The 18,844-nt window shown below is 41.8% G+C and carries 24 protein-coding genes and 6 pseudogenes; 28 read left to right on the top strand and 2 right to left on the bottom strand.

The features are described from left to right. The first annotated feature begins 179 nt into the window (after positions 1-179). The 9 genes and pseudogenes from R4537_RS02870 to R4537_RS18690 all read left to right on the top strand — a co-directional run. Positions 180-413: a DUF3709 domain-containing protein gene (locus R4537_RS02870; RefSeq protein WP_148494601.1), complete on the top strand. Its 234-nt coding sequence runs from the start codon at positions 180-182 to the stop codon at positions 411-413. A gap of 279 nt (positions 414-692) precedes the next feature. After that, positions 693-1,160, top strand: a complete 468-nt coding sequence (locus tag R4537_RS02865; RefSeq protein WP_057552714.1) for a GNAT family N-acetyltransferase — start codon at positions 693-695, stop codon at positions 1,158-1,160. Between the two features lie 226 nt (positions 1,161-1,386). Beyond that, positions 1,387-1,653 carry a DUF3709 domain-containing protein gene (locus R4537_RS02860; RefSeq protein ID WP_181725189.1) on the top strand — a complete coding sequence of 89 codons (267 nt, stop codon included), beginning with the start codon at positions 1,387-1,389 and terminating at the stop codon, positions 1,651-1,653. A 414-nt stretch (positions 1,654-2,067) separates the two neighbouring features. After that, positions 2,068-2,301, top strand: a complete 234-nt coding sequence (locus R4537_RS02855) for a DUF3709 domain-containing protein (RefSeq protein ID WP_080483215.1) — start codon at positions 2,068-2,070, stop codon at positions 2,299-2,301. 280 nt (positions 2,302-2,581) lie between these two features. Next, positions 2,582-2,929, top strand: a complete 348-nt coding sequence (locus R4537_RS02850) for a hypothetical protein (RefSeq protein WP_071179363.1) — start codon at positions 2,582-2,584, stop codon at positions 2,927-2,929. A 296-nt stretch (positions 2,930-3,225) separates the two neighbouring features. Then, positions 3,226-3,291 (top strand): annotated as a pseudogene (locus R4537_RS02845) (DUF645 family protein); the annotation flags it as partial. Positions 3,292-3,606: 315 nt separating this feature from the next. After that, positions 3,607-4,116, top strand: a complete 510-nt coding sequence (locus R4537_RS02840; RefSeq protein WP_071179590.1) for a hypothetical protein — start codon at positions 3,607-3,609, stop codon at positions 4,114-4,116. Beyond that, complete coding sequence (locus R4537_RS02835; protein ID WP_187372226.1) at positions 4,109-4,252, top strand: hypothetical protein; 144 nt, start codon at positions 4,109-4,111, stop codon at positions 4,250-4,252. Before R4537_RS02840 ends, R4537_RS02835 begins: the two co-directional genes overlap by 8 nt. A gap of 347 nt (positions 4,253-4,599) precedes the next feature. Then, positions 4,600-4,677, top strand: a pseudogene (locus R4537_RS18690) (DUF645 family protein); the annotation flags it as partial. Between the two features lie 258 nt (positions 4,678-4,935). Here the strand turns inward: R4537_RS18690 and R4537_RS02825 are convergent. Together R4537_RS02825 and R4537_RS02820 are read right to left on the bottom strand one after the other, a co-directional pair. Then, complete coding sequence (locus R4537_RS02825; RefSeq protein ID WP_000982256.1) at positions 4,936-5,433, bottom strand: GNAT family N-acetyltransferase; 498 nt, start codon at positions 5,431-5,433, stop codon at positions 4,936-4,938. After that, the gene (locus R4537_RS02820) at positions 5,430-5,702 is read right to left on the bottom strand and encodes a type II toxin-antitoxin system TacA family antitoxin (RefSeq protein ID WP_000246255.1); all 273 of its coding nucleotides are present in this window, start codon (positions 5,700-5,702) and stop codon (positions 5,430-5,432) included. The genes R4537_RS02825 and R4537_RS02820 overlap by 4 nt, the downstream gene beginning before the upstream one ends. A gap of 230 nt (positions 5,703-5,932) precedes the next feature. On the opposite strand from R4537_RS02820, the gene R4537_RS02815 reads away from it, so the two are divergent. The 19 genes and pseudogenes from R4537_RS02815 to R4537_RS02715 all read left to right on the top strand — a co-directional run bounded on the left by R4537_RS02815 (position 5,933) and on the right by R4537_RS02715 (position 18,773). Beyond that, complete coding sequence (locus R4537_RS02815; protein ID WP_005526589.1) at positions 5,933-6,469, top strand: nucleotidyltransferase family protein; 537 nt, start codon at positions 5,933-5,935, stop codon at positions 6,467-6,469. Positions 6,470-6,736: 267 nt separating this feature from the next. Continuing rightward, complete coding sequence (locus R4537_RS02810; RefSeq protein ID WP_080483422.1) at positions 6,737-6,961, top strand: DUF3709 domain-containing protein; 225 nt, start codon at positions 6,737-6,739, stop codon at positions 6,959-6,961. A 285-nt stretch (positions 6,962-7,246) separates the two neighbouring features. Continuing rightward, positions 7,247-7,681, top strand: a complete 435-nt coding sequence (locus R4537_RS02805; RefSeq protein WP_000256034.1) for a GNAT family N-acetyltransferase — start codon at positions 7,247-7,249, stop codon at positions 7,679-7,681. A gap of 167 nt (positions 7,682-7,848) precedes the next feature. Continuing rightward, complete coding sequence (locus R4537_RS02800; protein ID WP_071179589.1) at positions 7,849-8,472, top strand: DUF1349 domain-containing protein; 624 nt, start codon at positions 7,849-7,851, stop codon at positions 8,470-8,472. Between the two features lie 174 nt (positions 8,473-8,646). Then, positions 8,647-9,033, top strand: a complete 387-nt coding sequence (locus R4537_RS02795; protein ID WP_045612997.1) for a hypothetical protein — start codon at positions 8,647-8,649, stop codon at positions 9,031-9,033. 305 nt (positions 9,034-9,338) lie between these two features. Beyond that, positions 9,339-9,520 (top strand): annotated as a pseudogene (locus tag R4537_RS18685) (DUF645 family protein). A 332-nt stretch (positions 9,521-9,852) separates the two neighbouring features. After that, a complete protein-coding gene (locus R4537_RS02775) occupies positions 9,853-10,086 on the top strand; it encodes a DUF3709 domain-containing protein (protein ID WP_080483272.1) in 234 nt (77 codons plus the stop codon). Positions 10,087-10,511: 425 nt separating this feature from the next. Next, positions 10,512-10,665 (top strand): annotated as a pseudogene (locus R4537_RS18715) (DUF645 family protein). Between the two features lie 604 nt (positions 10,666-11,269). Beyond that, positions 11,270-11,623, top strand: coding sequence for a hypothetical protein (locus R4537_RS02765; protein ID WP_080483425.1), 354 nt, complete (start codon positions 11,270-11,272; stop codon positions 11,621-11,623). A 151-nt stretch (positions 11,624-11,774) separates the two neighbouring features. Beyond that, entirely contained in the window at positions 11,775-12,239 is a 465-nt protein-coding gene (locus tag R4537_RS02760) for a GNAT family N-acetyltransferase (RefSeq protein ID WP_002033245.1), read from the top strand. A 228-nt stretch (positions 12,240-12,467) separates the two neighbouring features. Continuing rightward, positions 12,468-12,881 carry a DUF6500 family protein gene (locus R4537_RS02755; protein WP_080483426.1) on the top strand — a complete coding sequence of 138 codons (414 nt, stop codon included), beginning with the start codon at positions 12,468-12,470 and terminating at the stop codon, positions 12,879-12,881. Positions 12,882-13,053: 172 nt separating this feature from the next. Further along, complete coding sequence (locus tag R4537_RS02750; protein WP_000086649.1) at positions 13,054-13,335, top strand: type II toxin-antitoxin system Phd/YefM family antitoxin; 282 nt, start codon at positions 13,054-13,056, stop codon at positions 13,333-13,335. Next, the gene (locus R4537_RS02745; protein ID WP_000869999.1) at positions 13,332-13,619 is read left to right on the top strand and encodes a type II toxin-antitoxin system RelE/ParE family toxin; all 288 of its coding nucleotides are present in this window, start codon (positions 13,332-13,334) and stop codon (positions 13,617-13,619) included. Before R4537_RS02750 ends, R4537_RS02745 begins: the two co-directional genes overlap by 4 nt. 148 nt (positions 13,620-13,767) lie before the next feature. Beyond that, positions 13,768-14,193, top strand: coding sequence for a GNAT family N-acetyltransferase (locus R4537_RS02740; RefSeq protein WP_338953069.1), 426 nt, complete (start codon positions 13,768-13,770; stop codon positions 14,191-14,193). A 359-nt stretch (positions 14,194-14,552) separates the two neighbouring features. Continuing rightward, positions 14,553-15,413 carry a GNAT family N-acetyltransferase gene (locus R4537_RS02735; protein ID WP_071179115.1) on the top strand — a complete coding sequence of 287 codons (861 nt, stop codon included), beginning with the start codon at positions 14,553-14,555 and terminating at the stop codon, positions 15,411-15,413. A 181-nt stretch (positions 15,414-15,594) separates the two neighbouring features. Then, positions 15,595-15,915 (top strand): annotated as a pseudogene (locus tag R4537_RS02730) (nucleotidyltransferase family protein); the annotation flags it as partial. 174 nt (positions 15,916-16,089) lie between these two features. Further along, positions 16,090-17,217 (top strand): ISAs1-like element IS1358 family transposase, encoded by a 1,128-nt coding sequence (locus R4537_RS02725; RefSeq protein WP_071179253.1) that lies wholly within the window; start codon positions 16,090-16,092, stop codon positions 17,215-17,217. 203 nt (positions 17,218-17,420) lie between these two features. After that, positions 17,421-18,287, top strand: coding sequence for a PSE family carbenicillin-hydrolyzing class A beta-lactamase (gene blaPSE / locus R4537_RS02720; protein ID WP_071179255.1), 867 nt, complete (start codon positions 17,421-17,423; stop codon positions 18,285-18,287). Positions 18,288-18,619: 332 nt separating this feature from the next. Further along, positions 18,620-18,773: pseudogene (locus tag R4537_RS02715) on the top strand (DUF645 family protein). Positions 18,774-18,844 lie beyond the last annotated feature (71 nt).

Here is an 18,844-nt window from a genome sequence, read left to right as displayed (position 1 = left end):
CGTTGGCTGCCCCTTAAGCGGGCGTTATGCTTAATCCATAAAAATCAGTAGTTTGTGGTTATCGATTCCTTTGGCATTTCGTTCAGGTTTTGTTGGCAATTCAATATTGTTTTTCGCTGCCTAATGAAGCGGCAATGTGTCTGGCGCTGTAAATTCTGAGTGATTGCCTCATTAGGTTTTTGAGTCTGCGCGAGGTTAGTATTGTTGGCTCAAGTCGCTTTGAGCAGTTTGGTGCCTTTACTTATGGGCTTAAAGCCTGTCGGCAATTGAGCATTGTTTTGCGCTGCCTAATGAAACAGCAATGTGTCTGTCGCTGTAAATTTCAGCGTCATTGCCTCATTGAGTTGTCGTGCCCATGTGTGGTGAGTGGGTTTGTCGGAGAGGTTTTCTACATTGGCCTAGTTACTAAATGAAAGCCTGCATTGGTCAGTTCATAGGTAAAAGTTGAGCCAGTTCTAATTCAAGATAATTCGAAGTTTGGTCAATAATTTCAGTTGGTTATTCTTGAGTTGGTTCAAATGTAAAGTATTGAAGCTTAAGCATAACAAACGCCTCAAAGGGACTGCCAACGCGCGGCGTTTCCAGTCCCAATGAGCCGCAGTGGTTACAGTTGTTGTGTTTGAGTTTAGTGGTAATGCGTTGTCAGCCCCTTAGGCGGGCGTTAGTTTACATATCAGATTCAGAGGACGAAAATGAAAATTAGATCAGCAGATGCGTCAGATTTAGACTCACTTTTGCGTCTTAATTATCAGATTGGAGTTATGCACTTTGAAAATGCACCTGAAGCATTTGTTAAACCGTCATCTGAAGAAAAAGAGTTCCTTCTTAAGGCTCTAAATGATCAATCAAGGCTGTTTCTTGTTGCAGAAATCTCTGGTGATGTTGTTGGCTTCGTAACAGCTACGGTAACTCAAAATGAAGCTATCCCGTTTTTAGTTAAAACACCCATTTGTCGTGTCGGCACAATCGTAGTTGATGAAAATGCTAGAGTTTCTGGTATTGGTACTCAACTCATGGCTCGATGTAATGACTGGGCTAAATCTCAGGGTGCTGAGCAAATTAGACTAGAGGTCATGGCTTTCAACAAGCGTGCGCAAAGCTTTTATGTAAAACTAGGCTTTGAAGAGCAGTCAAAAACAATGTGGAAAACTGTAAACTAACAAACGCCTCAAGAGGGACTGTCAACGCGTGGCGTTTCCAGTCCCATTGAGCCGCGGTGGTTACGGTTGGTGTGTTTGAGTTTTGTGTTATGCGTTGTCAGCCCCTTAGGCGGGCGTTATGCTTAATCCATAAAAATCAGCAGGTTGTGATTGTCGATTCCTTTGGCATTTCGTTCAGGTTTTGTCGGCAATTCAATATTGTTTGTCGCTGCCTAATGAAGCGGCAGTGTATCTGGCGCTGAAAAATCGCGGTGATTGCCTCATTGTGTTGTTGAGTCTGCGCGAGGTTAGTGTTGTTGGCTCAAGTCGTTTTGAGCAGTTTGGTGCCTTTACTTACAGGCTGAAAGTAAGTCGGCAATTGAGCATTGTTTTTCGCTACCTAATGAAACGGCAATGTGTCTGTCGCTGTAAATTTCAGTGTCATTGCCTCATTGAGTTGTTGTGCCCATGTGTGATGACTGGGTTTGTCGGAGAGGGTTTCCACATTGGCTAATTTGTAGGATGAAGCTCTGCATTGGTTAGTTCGCAGGTAAAGTTTGATTCAGTTCCAATTTAAGAAACTCTATGGTTTGGCTAATTATTTCAATGGTTTATTTTTGAGTTGTTTCAAATGTACAGTGTTGAAACTTAAGCATAACAAACGCCTCAAGAGGGACTGTCAACGCGCGGCGTTTCCAGTCCCAATGAGCCGCGGTGGTTTCGGTTGTTGTGTTTGAGTTTTGTGGTGTGCGTTGCCAGCCCCTTAGGCGGGCGTTATGCTTAATCCATAAAAATCAGTTGGTTGTGTTATCGATTTCTTTGGCATTTCGTTCAGGTTTTTTCGGCAATTCAATATTGTTTTTCGCTGCCTAATGAAGCGGCAATGTGCCTGGCGCTGTAAATTCTGAGTGATTGCCTCATTAGGTTTTTGAGTCCACGCGAGGTGAGTTTTGTTCTCTCAAGTCGCTTTGAGCAGTTTGGTGCCTTTACTTATAGGCTTAAAGTTTGTCGGCAATTGAGCATTGTTTTGCGCTGCCTAATGAAACGGCAATGTTTCTGTCGCTGTAAATTTCAGTGTCATTGCCTCATTGAGTTGTTGTGCCCATGCGTGGTGAGTTGGTTTGTCGGAGAGGGTTTCCACATTGACCTAGTTGCTAAATGAAAGCCTGCATTGGTCAGTTCATAGGTAAAAGTTGAGCCAGTTCTAATTCAGGGAAATTCGAAATTTGGTCAATGATTTCAGTGGGTTATTCTTGAGTTGGTTCAAATGTAAAGTGTTGAAGCTTAAGCATAACAAACGCCTCAAGAGGGACTGTCAACGCGTGGCGTTTCCAGTCCCAATGAGCCGCGGTGGTTTCGGCTGTTGTGTTTGAGTTTAGTGTTAATGCGTTGTCAGCCCCTTAGGCGGGCGTTATGTTGCTAAGGATGGACTTTGGAATAACATGCTAAATTTATTGAGGTTTTTTCTCATAAGCAATCTCACTGCATCAGCAGTTGTGGTCATGTTTGAGAAATCTATGGGTTTCTTTGGCCTGAGGTCTTGGCCCGATTATGCATTCTTTGTTGTGGTGATCCTTTGGGGGTTAGCAGCCTTATTTTTTATGTACCCACCAGAAGGCGGTTTTGGTGGTGATAGGGCAGAGAGTGTAGCGGGTTCAATGGTGGATAGCTCGGTGGCTAATGAAATTGACAGTGAGCGTTTTTCATCAAACACGATGCTTTGTATCAAACTTTTTGTTTCAGGGTTACCTGCATTTCTAACATTCATAATAGTTAGCACCGCAACATAACAAACGCCTCAAGAGGGACTGTCAACGCGTAGCATTTCCAGTCCCATTGAGCCGCGATGGTTTCGATTGTTGTGTTTGAGTTTAGTGGTAGTGCGTTGCCAGCCCCTTAGGCGGGCGTTAGCTTCTTGAAGCAAGAATCATCAAAATCTTGAGTTCAATGTACTTGAAAAATCAGCATCATATTTTGAAAGTTCATGAATCGGCCTTTGCGTTTTAATCGAATATTTACGTGGTAGAAAACGTCGAAAATTCAGCAATTTCAAAGGCGCTGAAAACAAACAAGTTTCGATGCTTCAATGTTGTTGGATGTTCAACGCGGTCAGCTTGGTTTCACAAAAGGCTGCATCGTCGCTGAAATCGTGCTTTCTTTGTTGGAAATTCGGTTATTGGCCAACTTAACCTTGAACGCTATGAGTTTTGGTAGCTTACTTCACAGCTTTTGGCGTTGGACGTGTGCTTGCTCGATGCATTTGCGTAAAATCATTTTCAAGCAAATGTGTCTGAAAAGTCATTGTGAAACAATAGGCTACGAAGCTAACAAACGCCTCAAGAGGGACTGTCAACGCGCGGCGTTTCCAGTCCCAATGAGCCGCGGTGGTTGCAGTTGTTGTGTTTGAGTTTAGTGGTAATGCGTTGTCAGCCCCTTAGGCGGGCGTTAGCTTTATAGGAGATATTCGTTGTATCAACAGAAATATTGGAACTTGTTAAAAGAACTTAAAACTCATTCGTTGTACATTCAAAACTTTGCAATCGAGCAAAGTAGAAAAGACCAGACGTTGAATATCATATTAGCAATTACGTCATCTACTAGTATTGCAGCGTGGGCTATTTGGAAAGATTATGCATTTGTTTGGGGAGTGATTATCGCTATCTCTCAAGTAATTACAGCTGTAAAACCAATTCTTCCTTACAAAAAGCGCTTAGATGCATTGAATTCTTTGGGTGATTCGATAGCGAAGTTGTCGTTGGTTGCTGAACGAGATTGGTACTATGTTGCTGAAGGTCAATGGACTGAGCACGATATTCATACTAAATGGGCAGAACTACGCGAAAAGTCATTGGCTGCCGAAAAAAAATGTTTAGGTAACCTGACTCTTCCTCGAAACAAAAAAGCACTTAAGCAAGCTGAGAGTGAAGCTGAACTGTATTTTACATCCACCTACAATACCGGAGATTATAATGAGTAATGAAAATGAAAACAGAAACCGACGTCCTGTTACTGACCATGAAAGAGATACCGCATTAAATAGGCAGTTACCTCCTACAAATACAAAAAATGTTATGCCCAAAGTGAAGCCACCAAAAAGTGACGACAAAAAATAAAGCTAACAAACGCCTCAAGAGGGACTGTCAACGCGTGGCGTTTCCAGTCCCATTGAGCCGCGGTGGTTTCGGTGGTTGTGTTTGGGTTTGGTTGTTATGCGTTGTCAGCCCCTTAGGCGGGCGTTAGTTTCTCTCAGGAAAATCATCAAAAATTCACGCGCAAGGTTCTGAAAATTCAGCCTTTATCGTTCAAACTGTACATTTTGGCTTTTGGGTTTTTCCTGATGCTGATTTGGTAGAAAGAGTTGAAAGTTCTGCGGTTTCAAAATCGCTGATAACCAACAAGCTTTGATGTTTCAATGTTGTCGGACGTTCAACTTGATCAGTTGGGTTTCATAAAAGGCTGAATCATCGTTGTGATCTGGCTTTCTTTGTCGCGGACTCTTAACTGTGCCCAAGCTAACCTTGTTCGTTTTAAGTTTTGGTAGACAACTTCACAGCTTTTGGCGTTGGAAGTGTGTTTGCGTGATACTTTTGCGTAAAATGACTTTCAAGCAAATGAGTTTAAAAAGTCATTGTTAAACAATAGGCTACGAAACTAACAAACGCCTCAAGAGGGACTGTCAACGCGTGGCGTTTCCAGTCCCAATGAGCCGCGGTGGTTATGGTTGTTTTGTTTGAGTTTAGTGTAATGCGTTGCCAGCCCCTTAGGCGGGCGTTAGTTTGCTAAAGGTAGTGGATAACTAGCCTAAGCTTGCTCTGATATCAGCAATGGTGATGAAGAGTTTGTTTTCAGCATCTTGAAATGCTTGAAATCCATAGCGCTCATAGAAATGTTTTGCACCATCTTTGGCATCAACGATCACAACAGGGAACGCTACGCTGTCACTGGCTGCGAGTAGCTTTCTGAGAGCGTCAATGAGTAGCCACTCACCAAAACCTTTTCCTTTGTATCTATCGTCGACAGCTAAACGAGCAATGAGCCCTCCAGAGGTTGAAGATTGGTGCTTCTTTTGTAACTTGTCGGGCAAGGCTTTCAAATCAATGGGTGTCATAGTCAGAGTGTAAAAGCCGATGATATAAGCACTGTTATTGTCATCTTCCAAAACGAAGGTTCTGGTGTTGTCTTTTTTGGCTTGCTGACTCGCCATTACTTTTAAGTAATTGTTGAGGGCTTCAATGCCACAATTGAAACGGTTCCTATCGTGCTTATCTTTATCGAGAAGTACCGTATTCATCATTGAGTTTTGCTCTCATAACGTTCGGATGCCAATTTGAGCTTTGCATTTACTACCGCTGGATTATCAAGAGCTTCCATCAGCAATACGGCATCAGCTTGGCTAAGCTTTAGAGCTTGCTCACGTTCAATGACTTGTTTTGCTTTTTCGATTGCTGCATTCAAAACAAATGAGTTAATGCTAGACATACCAGCAAGAGCAGCAGCCTTAGTGAGTAAATCTTGAGTATCGACATCAACTCTAGCGGTGATGCGAGGCAAAGTCGTTGCCATGGTTTTATCTCCTGTTGTGTCAAACTGTCACATCGGTATTATGGTGTTAAAGTGTTCAACAAGCAATCTTTGTGTCACTTTGGCACGCAAACTAACAAACGCCTCAAGAGGGACTGTCAACGCGTGGCGTTTCCAGTCCCATTGAGCCGCGGTGGTTTCGGTTGTTGTGTTTAAGTTTAGTGGTAATGCGTTGTCAGCCCCTTAGGCGGGCGTTATGGCGCAAGGTGAAAATGAAAGCCATCGTTGATTTAATTAGAAAAGATCCCATTCGACTTGAAGCACTGGAATGTGTTTGCCAGCTTGAATTGCCTCAATGCTACATAGCCGCAGGTTTTGTGCGAAACCTTGTTTGGGACTCTTTACATCACAACGTAACACTGACGCCATTAAACGACATTGATGTCATTTTCTTCGATGCCGATTGTTTAGATTCAGATTATGAAAAATTACTTGAACTCAAGTTGTCGGAGCAAATGCCCCAACTCAATTGGCAAGTGAAAAATCAAGCCAAGATGCACTTACAAAATGGCGACAATCCTTACCAAAGTACATTGGATGCCATGAGCTATTGGCCTGAAAAAGAAACGGCGGTAGCAGTAAGAAAAGTCGAGAACGATCGTTACGAATGTATATCAGCCTTTGGTTTCGAGAGTTTATTTCAAGGATTCATCACACATAATCCTAAACGAGCATATGGAACTTTTGAAAATCGAGTAAAGTCAAAGGGTTGGTTGGCTATGTGGCCTAATTTGAGAATTGCGCCATAACAAACGCCTCAAGAGGGACTGTCAACGCGTGGCGTTTCCAGTCCCATTGAGCGCGGTGGTTTCGGTTGTTGTATTTGAGTTTAGTCTTATGCGTTGCCAGCCCCTTAGGCGGGCGTTATGCTTAATCCATAAAAATCAGCAGGTTGAGGTTGTCGATTCCTTTGGTATTTCGTTTAGGTTTTGTCGGCAATTCAATATTGTTTGTCGCTGCCTAATGAAGCGGCAACGTGTCTGGCGCTGTAAATTCTGTGTTATTGCCTCATTGAAATGTTGAGTCTGCGCGGGGTTAGTATTGTTGGCTCAAGTCGCTTTGAGCAGTTTGGTGCCTTTACTTACAGGCTTAAAGTCTGTCGGCAATTGAGCATTGTTTTGCGCTGCCTAATGAAACGGCAATGTGTCTGTCGCTGTAAATTTCAGTGTCATTGCCTCATTGAGTTGTTGTGCTCATGCGTGGTGAGTTGGTTTGTCGGAGAGGGTTTCCACATTGGCTGATTTGTAGGATGAAACTCTGCATTGATCAGTTCATATGATAGATAAAATTTGAGTCAGTTCTAACTCAAGGAAATTCGAAGTTTGGTCAATGATTTCAGTGAGTTATTCTTGAGTTGGTTCAAGTGTAAAGTGTTGAAGCTTAAGCATAACAAACGCCTCAAAGGGACTGCCAACGCGTGGCGTTTCCAGTCCCAATGAGCCGCGGTGGTTGCAGTTGTTGTGTTTAAGTTTAGTGGTAATGCGTTGTCAGCCCCTTAGGCGGGCGTTATAAGCCAAGGAGAAGTTGTGGTTACATTTAGGGAAATGGATATTTCAGATTACAACGAAGTGATTGCTTTATGGGCTACTACTGAAAACCTATCTCTCAGAGATGCTGATTCTCGGCCAAACATCGAAGCTTATTTGAAAAGAAATCAAGGTTTAAGCTTTGTCGCAGTTTCAGACTCTCTTGTGATTGGTGCTGTTTTGGTTGGTACGGACGGTAGGCGAGGTTACGTACAACATCTGGCCGTCTCATCTGACTTCCGAGGCCAAGGGATTGGTAAGTCTTTAATTCAAAAAGCGACAGATGCATTATCAAGAATAGGCATTTCTAAGACGCATTTGTTTGTGTTGATTGAGAATGTTGCGGCACAGGACTTCTATACCAAGTTAGATTGGTATCCGAGAGATGAAATCCGAATGTTTTCGTACAACAGTTCGAGTAACCCAGAAGTCTAGGGTTCGGGCTTATAACAAACGCCTCAAGAGGGACTGTCAACGCGTGGCGTTTCCAGTCCCATTGAGCCGCGGTGGTTTCGGTTGTTGTGTTTGAGTTTTATGGTAATGCGTTGCCAGCCCCTTAGGCGGGCGTTATGTGAATTTTGTGAACAACAAAGAGATTGGTAATGGTAAATTTTACTGCTGGGAAGTGGATTTCTGAACCGAAAGTGAGTGAAGTCACTTCAGAGTTTGTGTCGATAACTACTGAGCCGAAAACAGATTTTTGGCAACGTTCTTATTATGGTTTTCGTAATGAAAATGCTCCTGCATTATTGATTGACTCAAAAGACAATTTCACATTTACCGCTAAGGTAAGTTTTGCTTATCAACAGCTGTTTGATCAATGTGGATTGATCGTTTATATCGATAATGAAAATTGGTTTAAAGCTTCGATAGAGTACGAAAATCAATCATTTTCTAGACTTGGTAGTGTAGTTACAAATTTAGGGTATTCAGATTGGGCAACTACCGATATCCCGCTTCCTAAAGAGATTTGGTATCGTTTAAGTCGTAGAGGGCCAGATTTTCTTATCGAATCCTCGTTTGATGGCTTGGTTTTTAACCAGATGCGTATCTTTCACTTACATCAGTTGGGAGAGACTACGATAGATATGGGTAAATGTAATCCCCCTTTGCCGACACAAAAAGTGGCCAGTTTTGGAGTTTATGCGTGTAGTCCTTCAGAATCATCGTTTACAGCAAAATTTACCGAAATGAGCCTGGAGCCTTGTAAATGGTTAGCTCACTAGGCTCAAATTCACATAACAAACGCCTCAAGAGGGACTGTCAACGCGTGGCGTTTCCAGTCCCATTGAGCCGCGGTGGTTACGGCTGTTGTGTTTGAGTCTGGTTGTAATGCGTTGCCAGCCCCTTAGGCGGGCGTTATAAGTAATCAGATGACAGTTTGGTAAAAAGGAAAGTATATGTTTGAAAAGATTATGAAAGTTTATGCAATTAATGCAACTGTGCAAATGCATGCTACACCTGCTGGAAAATATACAAACAAAGTTTATATAGATACGAATGCAGGTACAGCAGTAGACAGGATTCAGCAAGCGTATGATTTCCGGATAAATACGACCGACGAAGATGGTGGTTACAATCTGGCGAATGGCATGATTTTTACGAATGGACATCATTACGTAGCTTATGAAACTCATCCAGGCCCAGAAGCAGAAAGTGTTTTGGTTCTTACTTCACGATGTTCGGATCGAAACCTTGATGAAGAAAAAAGTAAAATTTGGGTCGCTAAAGGTATCCAAGAAGCAAGAAAGCAAGCAGATAAGATTTTAAGCAAAATGTCGCGCTAGAGGAAAATTACTTATAACAAGGCGTTCAAGAGGGATTCATGCCGCGTGGCATTTTTGGTTTGCGGCGACTTTTGGTGGTGAAAGTGGTTTGCGGAAGGTTGGTTTATGCGGCATTCACCCCTTAACGCAGCGTTAGCTTCTTAAAGCGAAAATCACCAAAATCTGGGTTTAATTGTTTTGAAAACTCAGCTTTTAGCATTCAAATATCGCAACTTGGCTTTCGAGTTTTCCTGATGCTAATTTGGTAGAACGTGTTGAAAGCTCAGCGATATCAAGTCGCTAAAATCCACAAGCCTGAAGCTTCAATGTTGTCGGATATTCAACACGGCAAATTTGGTTTCACAAATGCTGCATAATCGCTGTGATCTGGTTTTCTTTGTCGTGGACTCTTAACCGTGGCCAACTTAGCCTAGATCGTTATAAGTTTTGGCAGCCAACTTCACAGCTTTTGGCGTTGGACGTGTGTTTGTGTGATGCATTTGCGTAAAATACATTTCAAGCAAATTTGTTTAAAAAGTCATTAGCAAACAATGGGCTACGAAGCTAACAAACGCCTCAAGTGGGACTGTCAACGCGTGGCGTTTCCAGTCCCAATGAGCCGCGGTGGTTGCAGTTGTTGTGTTTGAGTTTAGTGGTATTGCGTTGCCAGCCCCTTAGGCGGGCGTTATGCTTAATCCATAAAAATCAGCAGGTTGTAATTGTCGATTTCTTTGGCATTTCGTTCAGGTTTTGTCGGCAATTCAATATTGTTTTTCGCTGCCTAATGAAACAGCAATGTATCTGACGCTGTAAATTCTGAGTGATTGCCTCATTGTGTTGTTGAGTCTGCGCGAGGTTAGTATTGTTGGCTCAAGTCGCTTTGAGCAGTTTGGTGCCTTTACTTATGGGCTTAAAGCCTGTCGGCAATTGAGCATTGTTTTGCGCTGCCTAATGAAACGGCAATGTGTTTATCGCTGTAAATTTCAGTGTTATTGCCTCATTGAGTTGTCGTGCCCATGCGTGGTGAGTGAGTTTGTCGGAGAGGTTTTCTACATTTGCCTAGTTGCTAAATGAAAGCCTGCATTGGTCAGTTCATAGGTAAAAGTTGAGCCAGTTCTAATTCAGGGAAATTCGAAGTTTGGTCAATGATTTCAGTGGGTTATTCTTGAGTTGGTTCAAATGTAAAGTGTTGAAGCTTAAGCATAACAAACGCCTCAAGAGGGACTGTCAACGCGTGGCGTTTCCAGTCCCATTGAGCCGCGGTGGTTATGGTTGTTGTGTTTGAGTTTAGTGGTAATGCGTTGTCAGCCCCTTAGGCGGGCGTTAGTTTCTCTCAGGAAAACCATCAAAAATTCACGCACAAGGTTCTGAAAATTTAGCCTTTATCGTTCAAGCTGCACAATTTAGCTTTTGGGTTTTTCCTGATGCCGATTTGGTAGAAAGCGTTGAAAGTTCAGCGGTTTCAAAATCGCTGATAACCAACAAGCTTTGATGCTTCAATGTTGTCGGACGTTCAACTTGATCAGTTTGGTTTCATAAAAGGCTGAATCATCGCTGTGATCTGGCTTTCTTTGTCGCGGACTCTTAACGTTTTGGCGGCCAACGTCACAGCTTTTGGCGTTGGACGTGTGTTTGCGTGATGCTTTTGCGTAAAATGACTTTCAAGCAAATGAGTTTAAAAAGTCATTGTTAAACAATAGGCTACGAAACTAACAAACGCCTCAAAGGGACTGCCAACGCGTGGCGTTGCCAGCCCCTTAGGCGGGCGTTAGCTTAAAACACGTAAAATCAATTGGTTGTGGTTTTTTCCTTCTTCCTTTGGCCATTCGTTCTGGTTTCTCGGCAAATCAGCATTGTTTGCCAACACGAGTTTTGAGCAGTTGCCTCAATTGAGTTTTGGGATTGCGCGAGGTGAGCCATTTTGCCGCAAAGTCGCTTTGGAAGTGTCGCTTTCGCTTTGAGTTTTGCGAAAATGATTTGTCAAAATTTTCGGTTTTTCAAATCGCATGAAAGGTCACAAAGTTTGAGTCAATGCGGGTTTTAAAGCTCAGGTAGTTTGTCGGTTTTCCAAATCAGGTTAATCTCGGGCTTAGCAAATCTAAGGTGCTGAAATTTAAGCTAACAAACTGCTTAAGCGGGATTCGCAATGCGTGGCATTTTTAGCATGCGGCGGGTTTTGTGGTTAAGGCGGTGTGCGGTAGCTTTTGTAGTGCATTGCTCACCCCTTAGCAGGGCGTTATGTGTTTTGGAGATTATCGTGCGTGAATTTGGTCTATTGTGTGTACTATTTTGTACGAGTTTTTCGAGTATTTCAGCGACGTTGGTGACAGAAAACTATGTGGTTTTGATTGAGTCAAATTGCATTGAAGGTAACGTGACTTGTGATGACGTAACTTATACTGGTAAATCAAAGAGTTCTGGCAATAAGATTATTCTCAATGGTCATACGTTACATACATATTTATCAGATGGTACACCATCAAGATTTATTGGTTATGAGTTTGTAAATGGCGATTTTGTTTACATAATTTCAGATTCAGGATTGTTGACAGTGACCCAAGATCAAAGAGTTTTGGTCAAGGAGCAAGGAAATTGGGACTGGTCGAAATAAACACATAACAAACGCCTCAAGAGGGACTGTCAACGCGTAGCGTTTCCAGTCCCAATGAGCCGCGGGGGTTACGGTTGTTGTGTTTGAGTTTAGTTGTTGTGCGTTGTCAGCCCCTTAGGCGGGCGTTAGCTGAATGGTGGTAAATATCAGCATGATCGAAATTAGAAAGTATCAAGAATCAGATGCGCATGATTTATGGGCTATTTTTTATCATACGGTTCGTAATGTGAACTTACGTGATTATTCGCAAGCCCAAGTTGAAGCATGGGCTCCAGATGATTTTTCTTCAGAGATTTGGCAACGAAAAATGAACTTGCTGTCACCTTTTGTGGCTGAAATTGATGGAAAAATTGTTGGTTATAGTGATCTTCAAGAAAATGGATTAATTGATCATTTCTTTTGTCACCATGAACATCAAGGTCGAGGAGTCGGGCGACAGTTAATGGAACATGTACTCAGAATGGGTAAGTTACAAGGAATTACTAGGTTTTACTCTGAGGTGAGTATTACAGCTCGTCCGTTTTATGAGAGATTTGGGTTCAAGGTTACACAAGAGCAAACCATAGAAGTCCGCGGTCAAAAGCTGTGCAACTTTGTCATGGAAAAATTCAGCTAACAAACGCCTCAAGAGGGACTGTCAACGCGTAGCGTTTCCAGTCCCATTGAGCCGCGGTGGTTGCAGTTGTTGTATTTGAGTTTAGTGGTAATGCGTTGCCAGCCCCTTAGGCGGGCGTTATGGCTCATTCAATTGGCTGGGGCTGTATATAAAAACAGTTTTTCTTGTGTTCATGCTTTAATCTGTATAAGTTACCCATCATTTTCTAACAAAGCAGGCAATTAACAAGTGCGTAGTTCATTGAGAAAAAAGGTAATTCAAGTTTGTTCCAAGAAGATTGAACAGAAGGGTGATAATGTAGGCGTTTCATTTTATGCATTTTTTGCTAATAAAAATGACGATCCAGATTTGTTAATGGAAGCTGCAACATGCTCTAAAGAATTGGAAGCTCAAACGTTACTTGAAGCGACACGTTCTCACTGGGGTGTAGAGGTCATGCATTGGTCACTTGATACTGCATTTTGTGAGGACAATTCGCGTATTAGAGCGGACGATCGAGCAGAGGCTTTTGCAAGGATCAGGCAGATATGTTTGAACCTATTAAAGAGCGAAACCACGTTTAAAGGTGGTATCAAACGTAAACGGATGAACTGCGCAATGGACGAAAAGTACCTAAGTAAGGTTCTTGAAAGCCTTACGTGACGGTGATGTTCATGCGGTTTCCGTGGTGGTCTATTAATTAGAAAGCGGTAGCCTACCTATTGGAAAGGTAAGAAGCTGTCTAGAAAGCGTTATAACACAGAATCAATTCCTTGCTCGTAAATCTCAATTGAACTACTATTTGTACATTAAATTGTACTAAATGGAGTTCATTATGAGCCGTATTCACCTTGATCAAGATATTCAGCCTTTGTCTGAGTTCCGTGCTGGCGTTGCATCATTTATCAAACAGATCAATGAGACTCGTCGACCATTGGTTATTACACAACGAGGTAAAGGTGTAGCCGTTGTTCTTGACGTTGCGGAGTATGAAGCAATGCAAGAGAAAATCGAATTACTCGAAGAAATGCGTACTGCAGAAGCTCAATTGGCTGCAGGTTTAGGTATATCAAACGAAGATGCTCGTTCACAAGTTCTGGGGCGCATCATCAAATGAAAGTAGTTTGGTCACCTCTAGCGTTACAAAAACTGGGTGATGCCGCAGAGTTTATTGCTTTGGATAACCCATCAGCTGCAGAAAAGTGGGTGAATGAAGTATTCGACAAAACGGAATTGCTCGGCTCAATGCCAGAAATGGGCCGCATGGTTCCTGAAATGCCTCATACGAACTACCGTGAAATCATTTTCGGTCATTACCGCATTATTTATAGTTTGAGCCACGAAATCCGCGTTCTAACAGTTCGTAACTGTCGTCAATTGCTCACGGAACATGATGTGTGAAACTGTGTTATAACAAACGCCTCAAGAGGGACTGTCAACGCGCGGCGTTTCCAGTCCCAATGAGCCGCGGTGGTTGCAGTTGCTGTGTTTGAGTTTAGTGTTAATGCGTTGCCAGCCCCTTAGGCGGGCGTTAGGTTTAAGGTTGTTCATGGAAATCAAAGAGTTTAGTGCCTGTAATCTCGAATCGTTGAGAAAGCTCTACTTGGACTCTAGACGAGATAGTTTCCCATGGCTCAAGGCGGATAGTTTTCGGATAGAAGACTTCGACCGCGATAGTCAAGGTGAACGAATTTGGTTGTCTGAGGTTTTAGGGAATGTTTCTGGCTTCATTTCCATTTGGGAGCCTGACAATTTTATTCATCATCTCTATGTCGCAACCGAATATCAGGGGCAAGGTGTGGGCTCGATGCTGCTTAACGGCGCAAAAATGAAATATGGCAACTTAAGCCTTAAGTGCATGGTTCAAAATCAAAAAGCACTCAACTTTTATTTGTCGCAAGGTTTTGAAATTGTGTCGCAAGTGGATGATGAATTGGGTGGTTATTACTATATGAGCTTCGTAGCACAAACCTAACAAACGCCTCAAGCGGGACTGTCAACGCGTGGCGTTTCCAGTCCCATTGAGCCGCGGTGGTTTCGGCTGTTGTGTTTGAGTTTAGTGTTAATGCGTTGCCAGCCCCTTAGGCGGGCGTTAGGGGGACGCCTTCGGCGCAGAATAGATAGCTTTCTCTAACAAGATTGGTTTTAAAAATTGAACTTAAAATGCTATTAAATTGTTATTTTTGATTAAAGTCTATCATGGCATTTGCTGTAAGTGTTGTTGCAAAAATGCAAATCAATAGAAATGCTTACAGATTCTATAATTTTTCCCGTAAGTACTTCCACGGAAAAGCGAAAAATGTAGTAATATTATTCACATGAGGGGGAGGAATAATGATACGTGACTTTAAACTTGAAGATAAAAACGAATTAATAAAATTAATAAAATTAGTAAAGCAGGATTTTTTAATTACAGAAGAAGAAATTTCTGAGTGTTTTGATGCTAAAAATTATCAAATAATTGTATTTGATAATGGTGAAAAAATACAAGGCTTCAGTTGTGTAAAACCGTGGAATAATAAGAAAAAAGCAGATGTGTTAGTGTATGTTGTTCCGAATGAAAGAAGAAAAGGCATTGGGACATTGCTTTATACTCAAATAATGAAACAGAAGTATACATTAAACTTTACTTTTATAGTAACACAATTTCGTATTGGCAAAGAGGATGTTACACCATTTTATAAAAGTTTAGGCTATCAAAAATGGTATGGGGTGCATGATTTATTATATAATGGATCGGCTCAACCTAAGTCAGAGCTAAAAATTATAGCATATGAGGATAGATATTTTGAACAATACGCAGAGGGATTAAGGTCAAGTTTTTATGAAATGAGAAAAGCGCATGATTTCCAACCACATATTTGCTGTGAGTTAAGCGATGAAAAAAGATCGGAATTTTTGAAAAACAAGGAAAAAATATTTCTCTTGTTAAATAACGAAAAGCTTATAGCATCTGCAATGGTTACTAATAATGGTTTATTAGATGATATATTTGTTACTCCATTCTATCAAGGAAAAGGTTATGGGAAAATAATAACACAATTTGCGATCAATAAAGCAATAAGCCAGGGTGCTAATAGAATTGAATTAAACGTAGTAGAATGGAATGAAAAAGCATTAAAATTATATCAAAGTCTTGGATTTAGTAAAATACAAACTACGCATTACTATAAATTGGTTAAAACTGAAATTTAAATTTTAGTTACTGGTTGAATTATTTACTGGAAATAAAAATTTCCCCTAACAAACGCTTCAAGAGGGACTTCCAACGCGTGGCATTTTTACTATGCGTTGGTTTTTGTGGCTGCGGTGTTATGCGGAAAGTTGGTAGTAGCGTTGTCAGCCCCTTAAGCGGGCGTTATGGCGCAAGGTGAAAATGAAAGCCATCGTTGATTTAATTAGAAAAGATCCCATTCGACTTGAAGCACTGGAATGTGTTTGCCAGCTTGAATTGCCTCAATGCTACATAGCCGCAGGTTTTGTGCGAAACCTTGTTTGGGACTCTTTACATCACAACGTAACACTGACGCCATTAAACGACATTGATGTCATTTTCTTCGATGCCGATTGTTTAGATTCAGATTATGAAAAATTACTTGAACTCAAGTTGTCGGAGCAAATGCCCCAACTCAATTGGCAAGTGAAAAATCAAGCCAAGATGCACTTACAAAATGGCGACAATCCTTACCAAAGTACATCAGGGAAACCGCATGAAGGTCGTTGATATATAAGGGCTGCGGTGATGCTTAGAATTAGCAACCAATGCTTCCTTAATCTCAGTTTTTTGATGTAACCCGATGAAATTTAAGATCACCTTGTAGATCATTTCAGTTGTTTTGTAATTGCTCCTAGACAATACAGGAGCCTAAATATGAGCGAGTTAATCAACCCATTTATGCATTTCCAAATCATTAAAGACTACCGACAAGAAAGCAAAGTAGAACACAAATTATCAGACATTATTTTGCTGACAATTTGTGGTGTTTTGTCGGGTCACGATGGCTGGGATGGCATTATCGATTTTGGTAATGCTCGCTTAGATTTCCTTAAACGATATGGTCACTTTGAAGCTGGAATTCCTTCTGCGGATACCCTGTCTCGCGTGATGGGTATGATTAATCCTGTCGCTTTGCAAAGAAGCTTCATTGCCTGGATGAAGGACTGCCATACACTGACGGATGGTGAAGTGATTGCCATCGACGGTAAAACATTACGCGGCTCTTATGACCGCTCAAAAGGCAAGGGAACGATCCATATGGTGAACGCTTTTGCTACAGCAAATGGAATGAGCATTGGGCAACTGAAGGTTGATTCTAAGAGTAACGAGATTACCGCGATCCCCAAGCTACTTGACTTGCTGGATGTAAAAGGCTGCTTGATTACAATTGATGCAATGGGCTGCCAAAAGAAAATAGCGCAGAAAATCCTTGATAAAGAAGCGGATTATTTATTGGCGGTCAAAGGCAATCAGGGAATGCTTGAGCAAGCCTTTGATGATTATTTTCGAATGGACATGCTTCAAGATTTCGACGGTAGTTCTTATAGTACTCAAGAAAAAAGTCACGGAAGAATAGAAACGAGAGTGGCTTTAGTGAATCGCGATTTGTCGGTTTTGGGTGATATTGAACATGAATGGCCTGGGCTTAAATCAATGGGCATCGTGGCTTCAATTCGACAAGAATCGGCAGTAGCAACAGAGCAAGATGTGAGTATTCGTTACTACATATGCTCTAAAGAATTGGAAGCTCAAACGTTACTTGAAGCGACACGTTCTCACTGGGGTGTAGAGGTCATGCATTGGTCACTTGATACTGCATTTTGTGAGGACAATTCGCGTATTAGAGCGGACGATCGAGCAGAGGCTTTTGCAAGGATCAGGCAGATATGTTTGAACCTATTAAAGAGTGAAACCACGTTTAAAGGTGGTATCAAACGTAAACGGATGAACTGCGCAATGGACGAAAAGTACCTAAGTAAGGTTCTTGAAAGCCTTACGTGACGGTGATGTTCATGCGGTTTCCGTGTCAAGAGGGACTGTCAACGCGCGGCGTTTCCAGTCCCAATGAGCCGCGGTGGTTGCAGTTGTTGTGTTTAAGTTTGGTGGTAATGCGTTGTCAGCCCCTTAGGCGGGCGTTAGCCTTATTTCAGTGCCTAATGCTTTAAGTTAAGATGTATGCCAATCAATATTATGGGGTCACATACATGAAGTCTTTGTTGGTATTTGCGCTTTTAATGCCATCTGTAGTTTTTGCAAGCAGTTCAAAATTTCAATCAGTTGAACAAGAAATTAAGGGAATTGAGTCTTCACTCTCTGCTCGTATAGGAGTCGCCATTTTGGATACTCAAAATGGCGAAAGCTGGGATTATAATGGTGATCAACGATTTCCATTAACAAGTACTTTCAAAACAATAGCTTGTGCTAAGTTGCTGTATGATGCAGAGCATGGAAAAGTTAATCTCAATAGTACAGTTGAGGTTAAGAAAGCAGATCTTGTTACGTATTCGCCTGTATTAGAAAAGCAAGTAGGTAAACCAATAACGCTCTCTGATGCATGCTTTGCTACTATGACAACAAGCGACAATACAGCAGCCAATATTGTTATAAATGCTGTCGGTGATCCTAAAAGAATTACTGATTTTCTGAGACAAATTGGTGACAAAGAAACTCGTCTAGATCGTGTCGAGCCTGAGCTCAATGAAGGTAAACTCGGTGATTTGAGGGATACGACAACGCCTAATGCAATAACCAGCACGTTAAATCAATTATTATTTGGTTCCACATTATCTGAAGCTAGTCAGAAAAAATTAGAGTCTTGGATGGTGAACAATCAAGTTACGGGTAATTTATTGAGGTCAGTATTGCCAGTGAAGTGGAGTATTGCTGATCGCTCAGGAGCAGGTGGATTTGGTGCTAGGAGTATTACAGCGATTGTGTGGAGTGAAGAAAAAAAACCGATTATCGTAAGTATTTATCTAGCTCAAACCGAGGCTTCAATGGCAGAACGAAATGATGCGATAGTTAAGATTGGTCGTTCAATTTTTGAAGTTTATACATCACAGTCGCGTTGATAAGGCTAACAAACGCCTCAAGAGGGACTGTCAACGCGCGGCGTTTCCAGTCCCTATGAGCCGCGGTGGTTACTGTTGTTGTGTTTGAGTTTAGTGTTTTGCGTTGTCAGCCCCTTAGGCGGGCGTTAGCTTCTTAAAGGCTGGAATCATCAAAATCCAAACTCAATCGCTCTGAAAAATCAGCTTTTAGCGTTCAAATTGCACAAGTTTGCTTTTGCGTTTTTTCTTGATGCTGATTTGGTCGAAAGTGTTGAAAGTTCCGTGGTTTCAAAGTCGCTGAAAGCCAACAAGTCTCGATGCTTCAACGTTGTTGGATGTTCAACACGGTCAACTTGGTTTCACAAAAAGCAGCATCGTCGCTGAAATCGTGCTTTCTTTGTCGGAAATGCGGTAAGTGGCCAACTTAACCTTGAGCGCTGCGAGTTTTGGCAGCTCACTTCACAGCTTTTGGCGTTGGACGTGTGTTTGAGTGATGCTTTTGCGTAAAATTCATTTCAAGCAAATTTGTTTTAAAAGTCATTAGAAAACAATTGGCTACGAAGCTAACAAACGCCTCA

The organism is Vibrio paracholerae (assembly GCF_037672085.1).
GTDB classification, from domain to species: domain Bacteria; phylum Pseudomonadota; class Gammaproteobacteria; order Enterobacterales; family Vibrionaceae; genus Vibrio; species Vibrio cholerae.
Note: the sequence above shows the minus strand (reverse complement) of the source record. Positions and strands in the feature narration are given on the sequence as shown.

Bases quoted from the DNA above. Each gene is read 5' to 3' on its own strand.
- R4537_RS02745 (WP_000869999.1), top strand. From the start codon at position 13,332: ATGAAAGTAGTTTGGTCACCTCTAGCGTTACAAAAACTGGGTGATGCC.
- R4537_RS02800 (WP_071179589.1), top strand. From the start codon at position 7,849: ATGGTAAATTTTACTGCTGGGAAGTGGATTTCTGAACCGAAAGTGAGT.
- R4537_RS02795 (WP_045612997.1), top strand. From the start codon at position 8,647: ATGTTTGAAAAGATTATGAAAGTTTATGCAATTAATGCAACTGTGCAA.
- R4537_RS02725 (WP_071179253.1), top strand. From the start codon at position 16,090: ATGAGCGAGTTAATCAACCCATTTATGCATTTCCAAATCATTAAAGAC.
- R4537_RS02835 (WP_187372226.1), top strand. From the start codon at position 4,109: ATGAGTAATGAAAATGAAAACAGAAACCGACGTCCTGTTACTGACCAT.
- R4537_RS02850 (WP_071179363.1), top strand. From the start codon at position 2,582: ATGCTAAATTTATTGAGGTTTTTTCTCATAAGCAATCTCACTGCATCA.
- R4537_RS02825 (WP_000982256.1), bottom strand. From the start codon at position 5,433: ATGATGAATACGGTACTTCTCGATAAAGATAAGCACGATAGGAACCGT.
- R4537_RS02810 (WP_080483422.1), top strand. From the start codon at position 6,737: ATGTTGAGTCTGCGCGGGGTTAGTATTGTTGGCTCAAGTCGCTTTGAG.
- blaPSE (WP_071179255.1), top strand. From the start codon at position 17,421: ATGAAGTCTTTGTTGGTATTTGCGCTTTTAATGCCATCTGTAGTTTTT.
- R4537_RS02740 (WP_338953069.1), top strand. From the start codon at position 13,768: ATGGAAATCAAAGAGTTTAGTGCCTGTAATCTCGAATCGTTGAGAAAG.
- R4537_RS02750 (WP_000086649.1), top strand. From the start codon at position 13,054: ATGAGCCGTATTCACCTTGATCAAGATATTCAGCCTTTGTCTGAGTTC.
- R4537_RS02735 (WP_071179115.1), top strand. From the start codon at position 14,553: ATGATACGTGACTTTAAACTTGAAGATAAAAACGAATTAATAAAATTA.
- R4537_RS02865 (WP_057552714.1), top strand. From the start codon at position 693: ATGAAAATTAGATCAGCAGATGCGTCAGATTTAGACTCACTTTTGCGT.
- R4537_RS02760 (WP_002033245.1), top strand. From the start codon at position 11,775: ATGATCGAAATTAGAAAGTATCAAGAATCAGATGCGCATGATTTATGG.
- R4537_RS02820 (WP_000246255.1), bottom strand. From the start codon at position 5,702: ATGGCAACGACTTTGCCTCGCATCACCGCTAGAGTTGATGTCGATACT.
- R4537_RS02815 (WP_005526589.1), top strand. From the start codon at position 5,933: ATGAAAGCCATCGTTGATTTAATTAGAAAAGATCCCATTCGACTTGAA.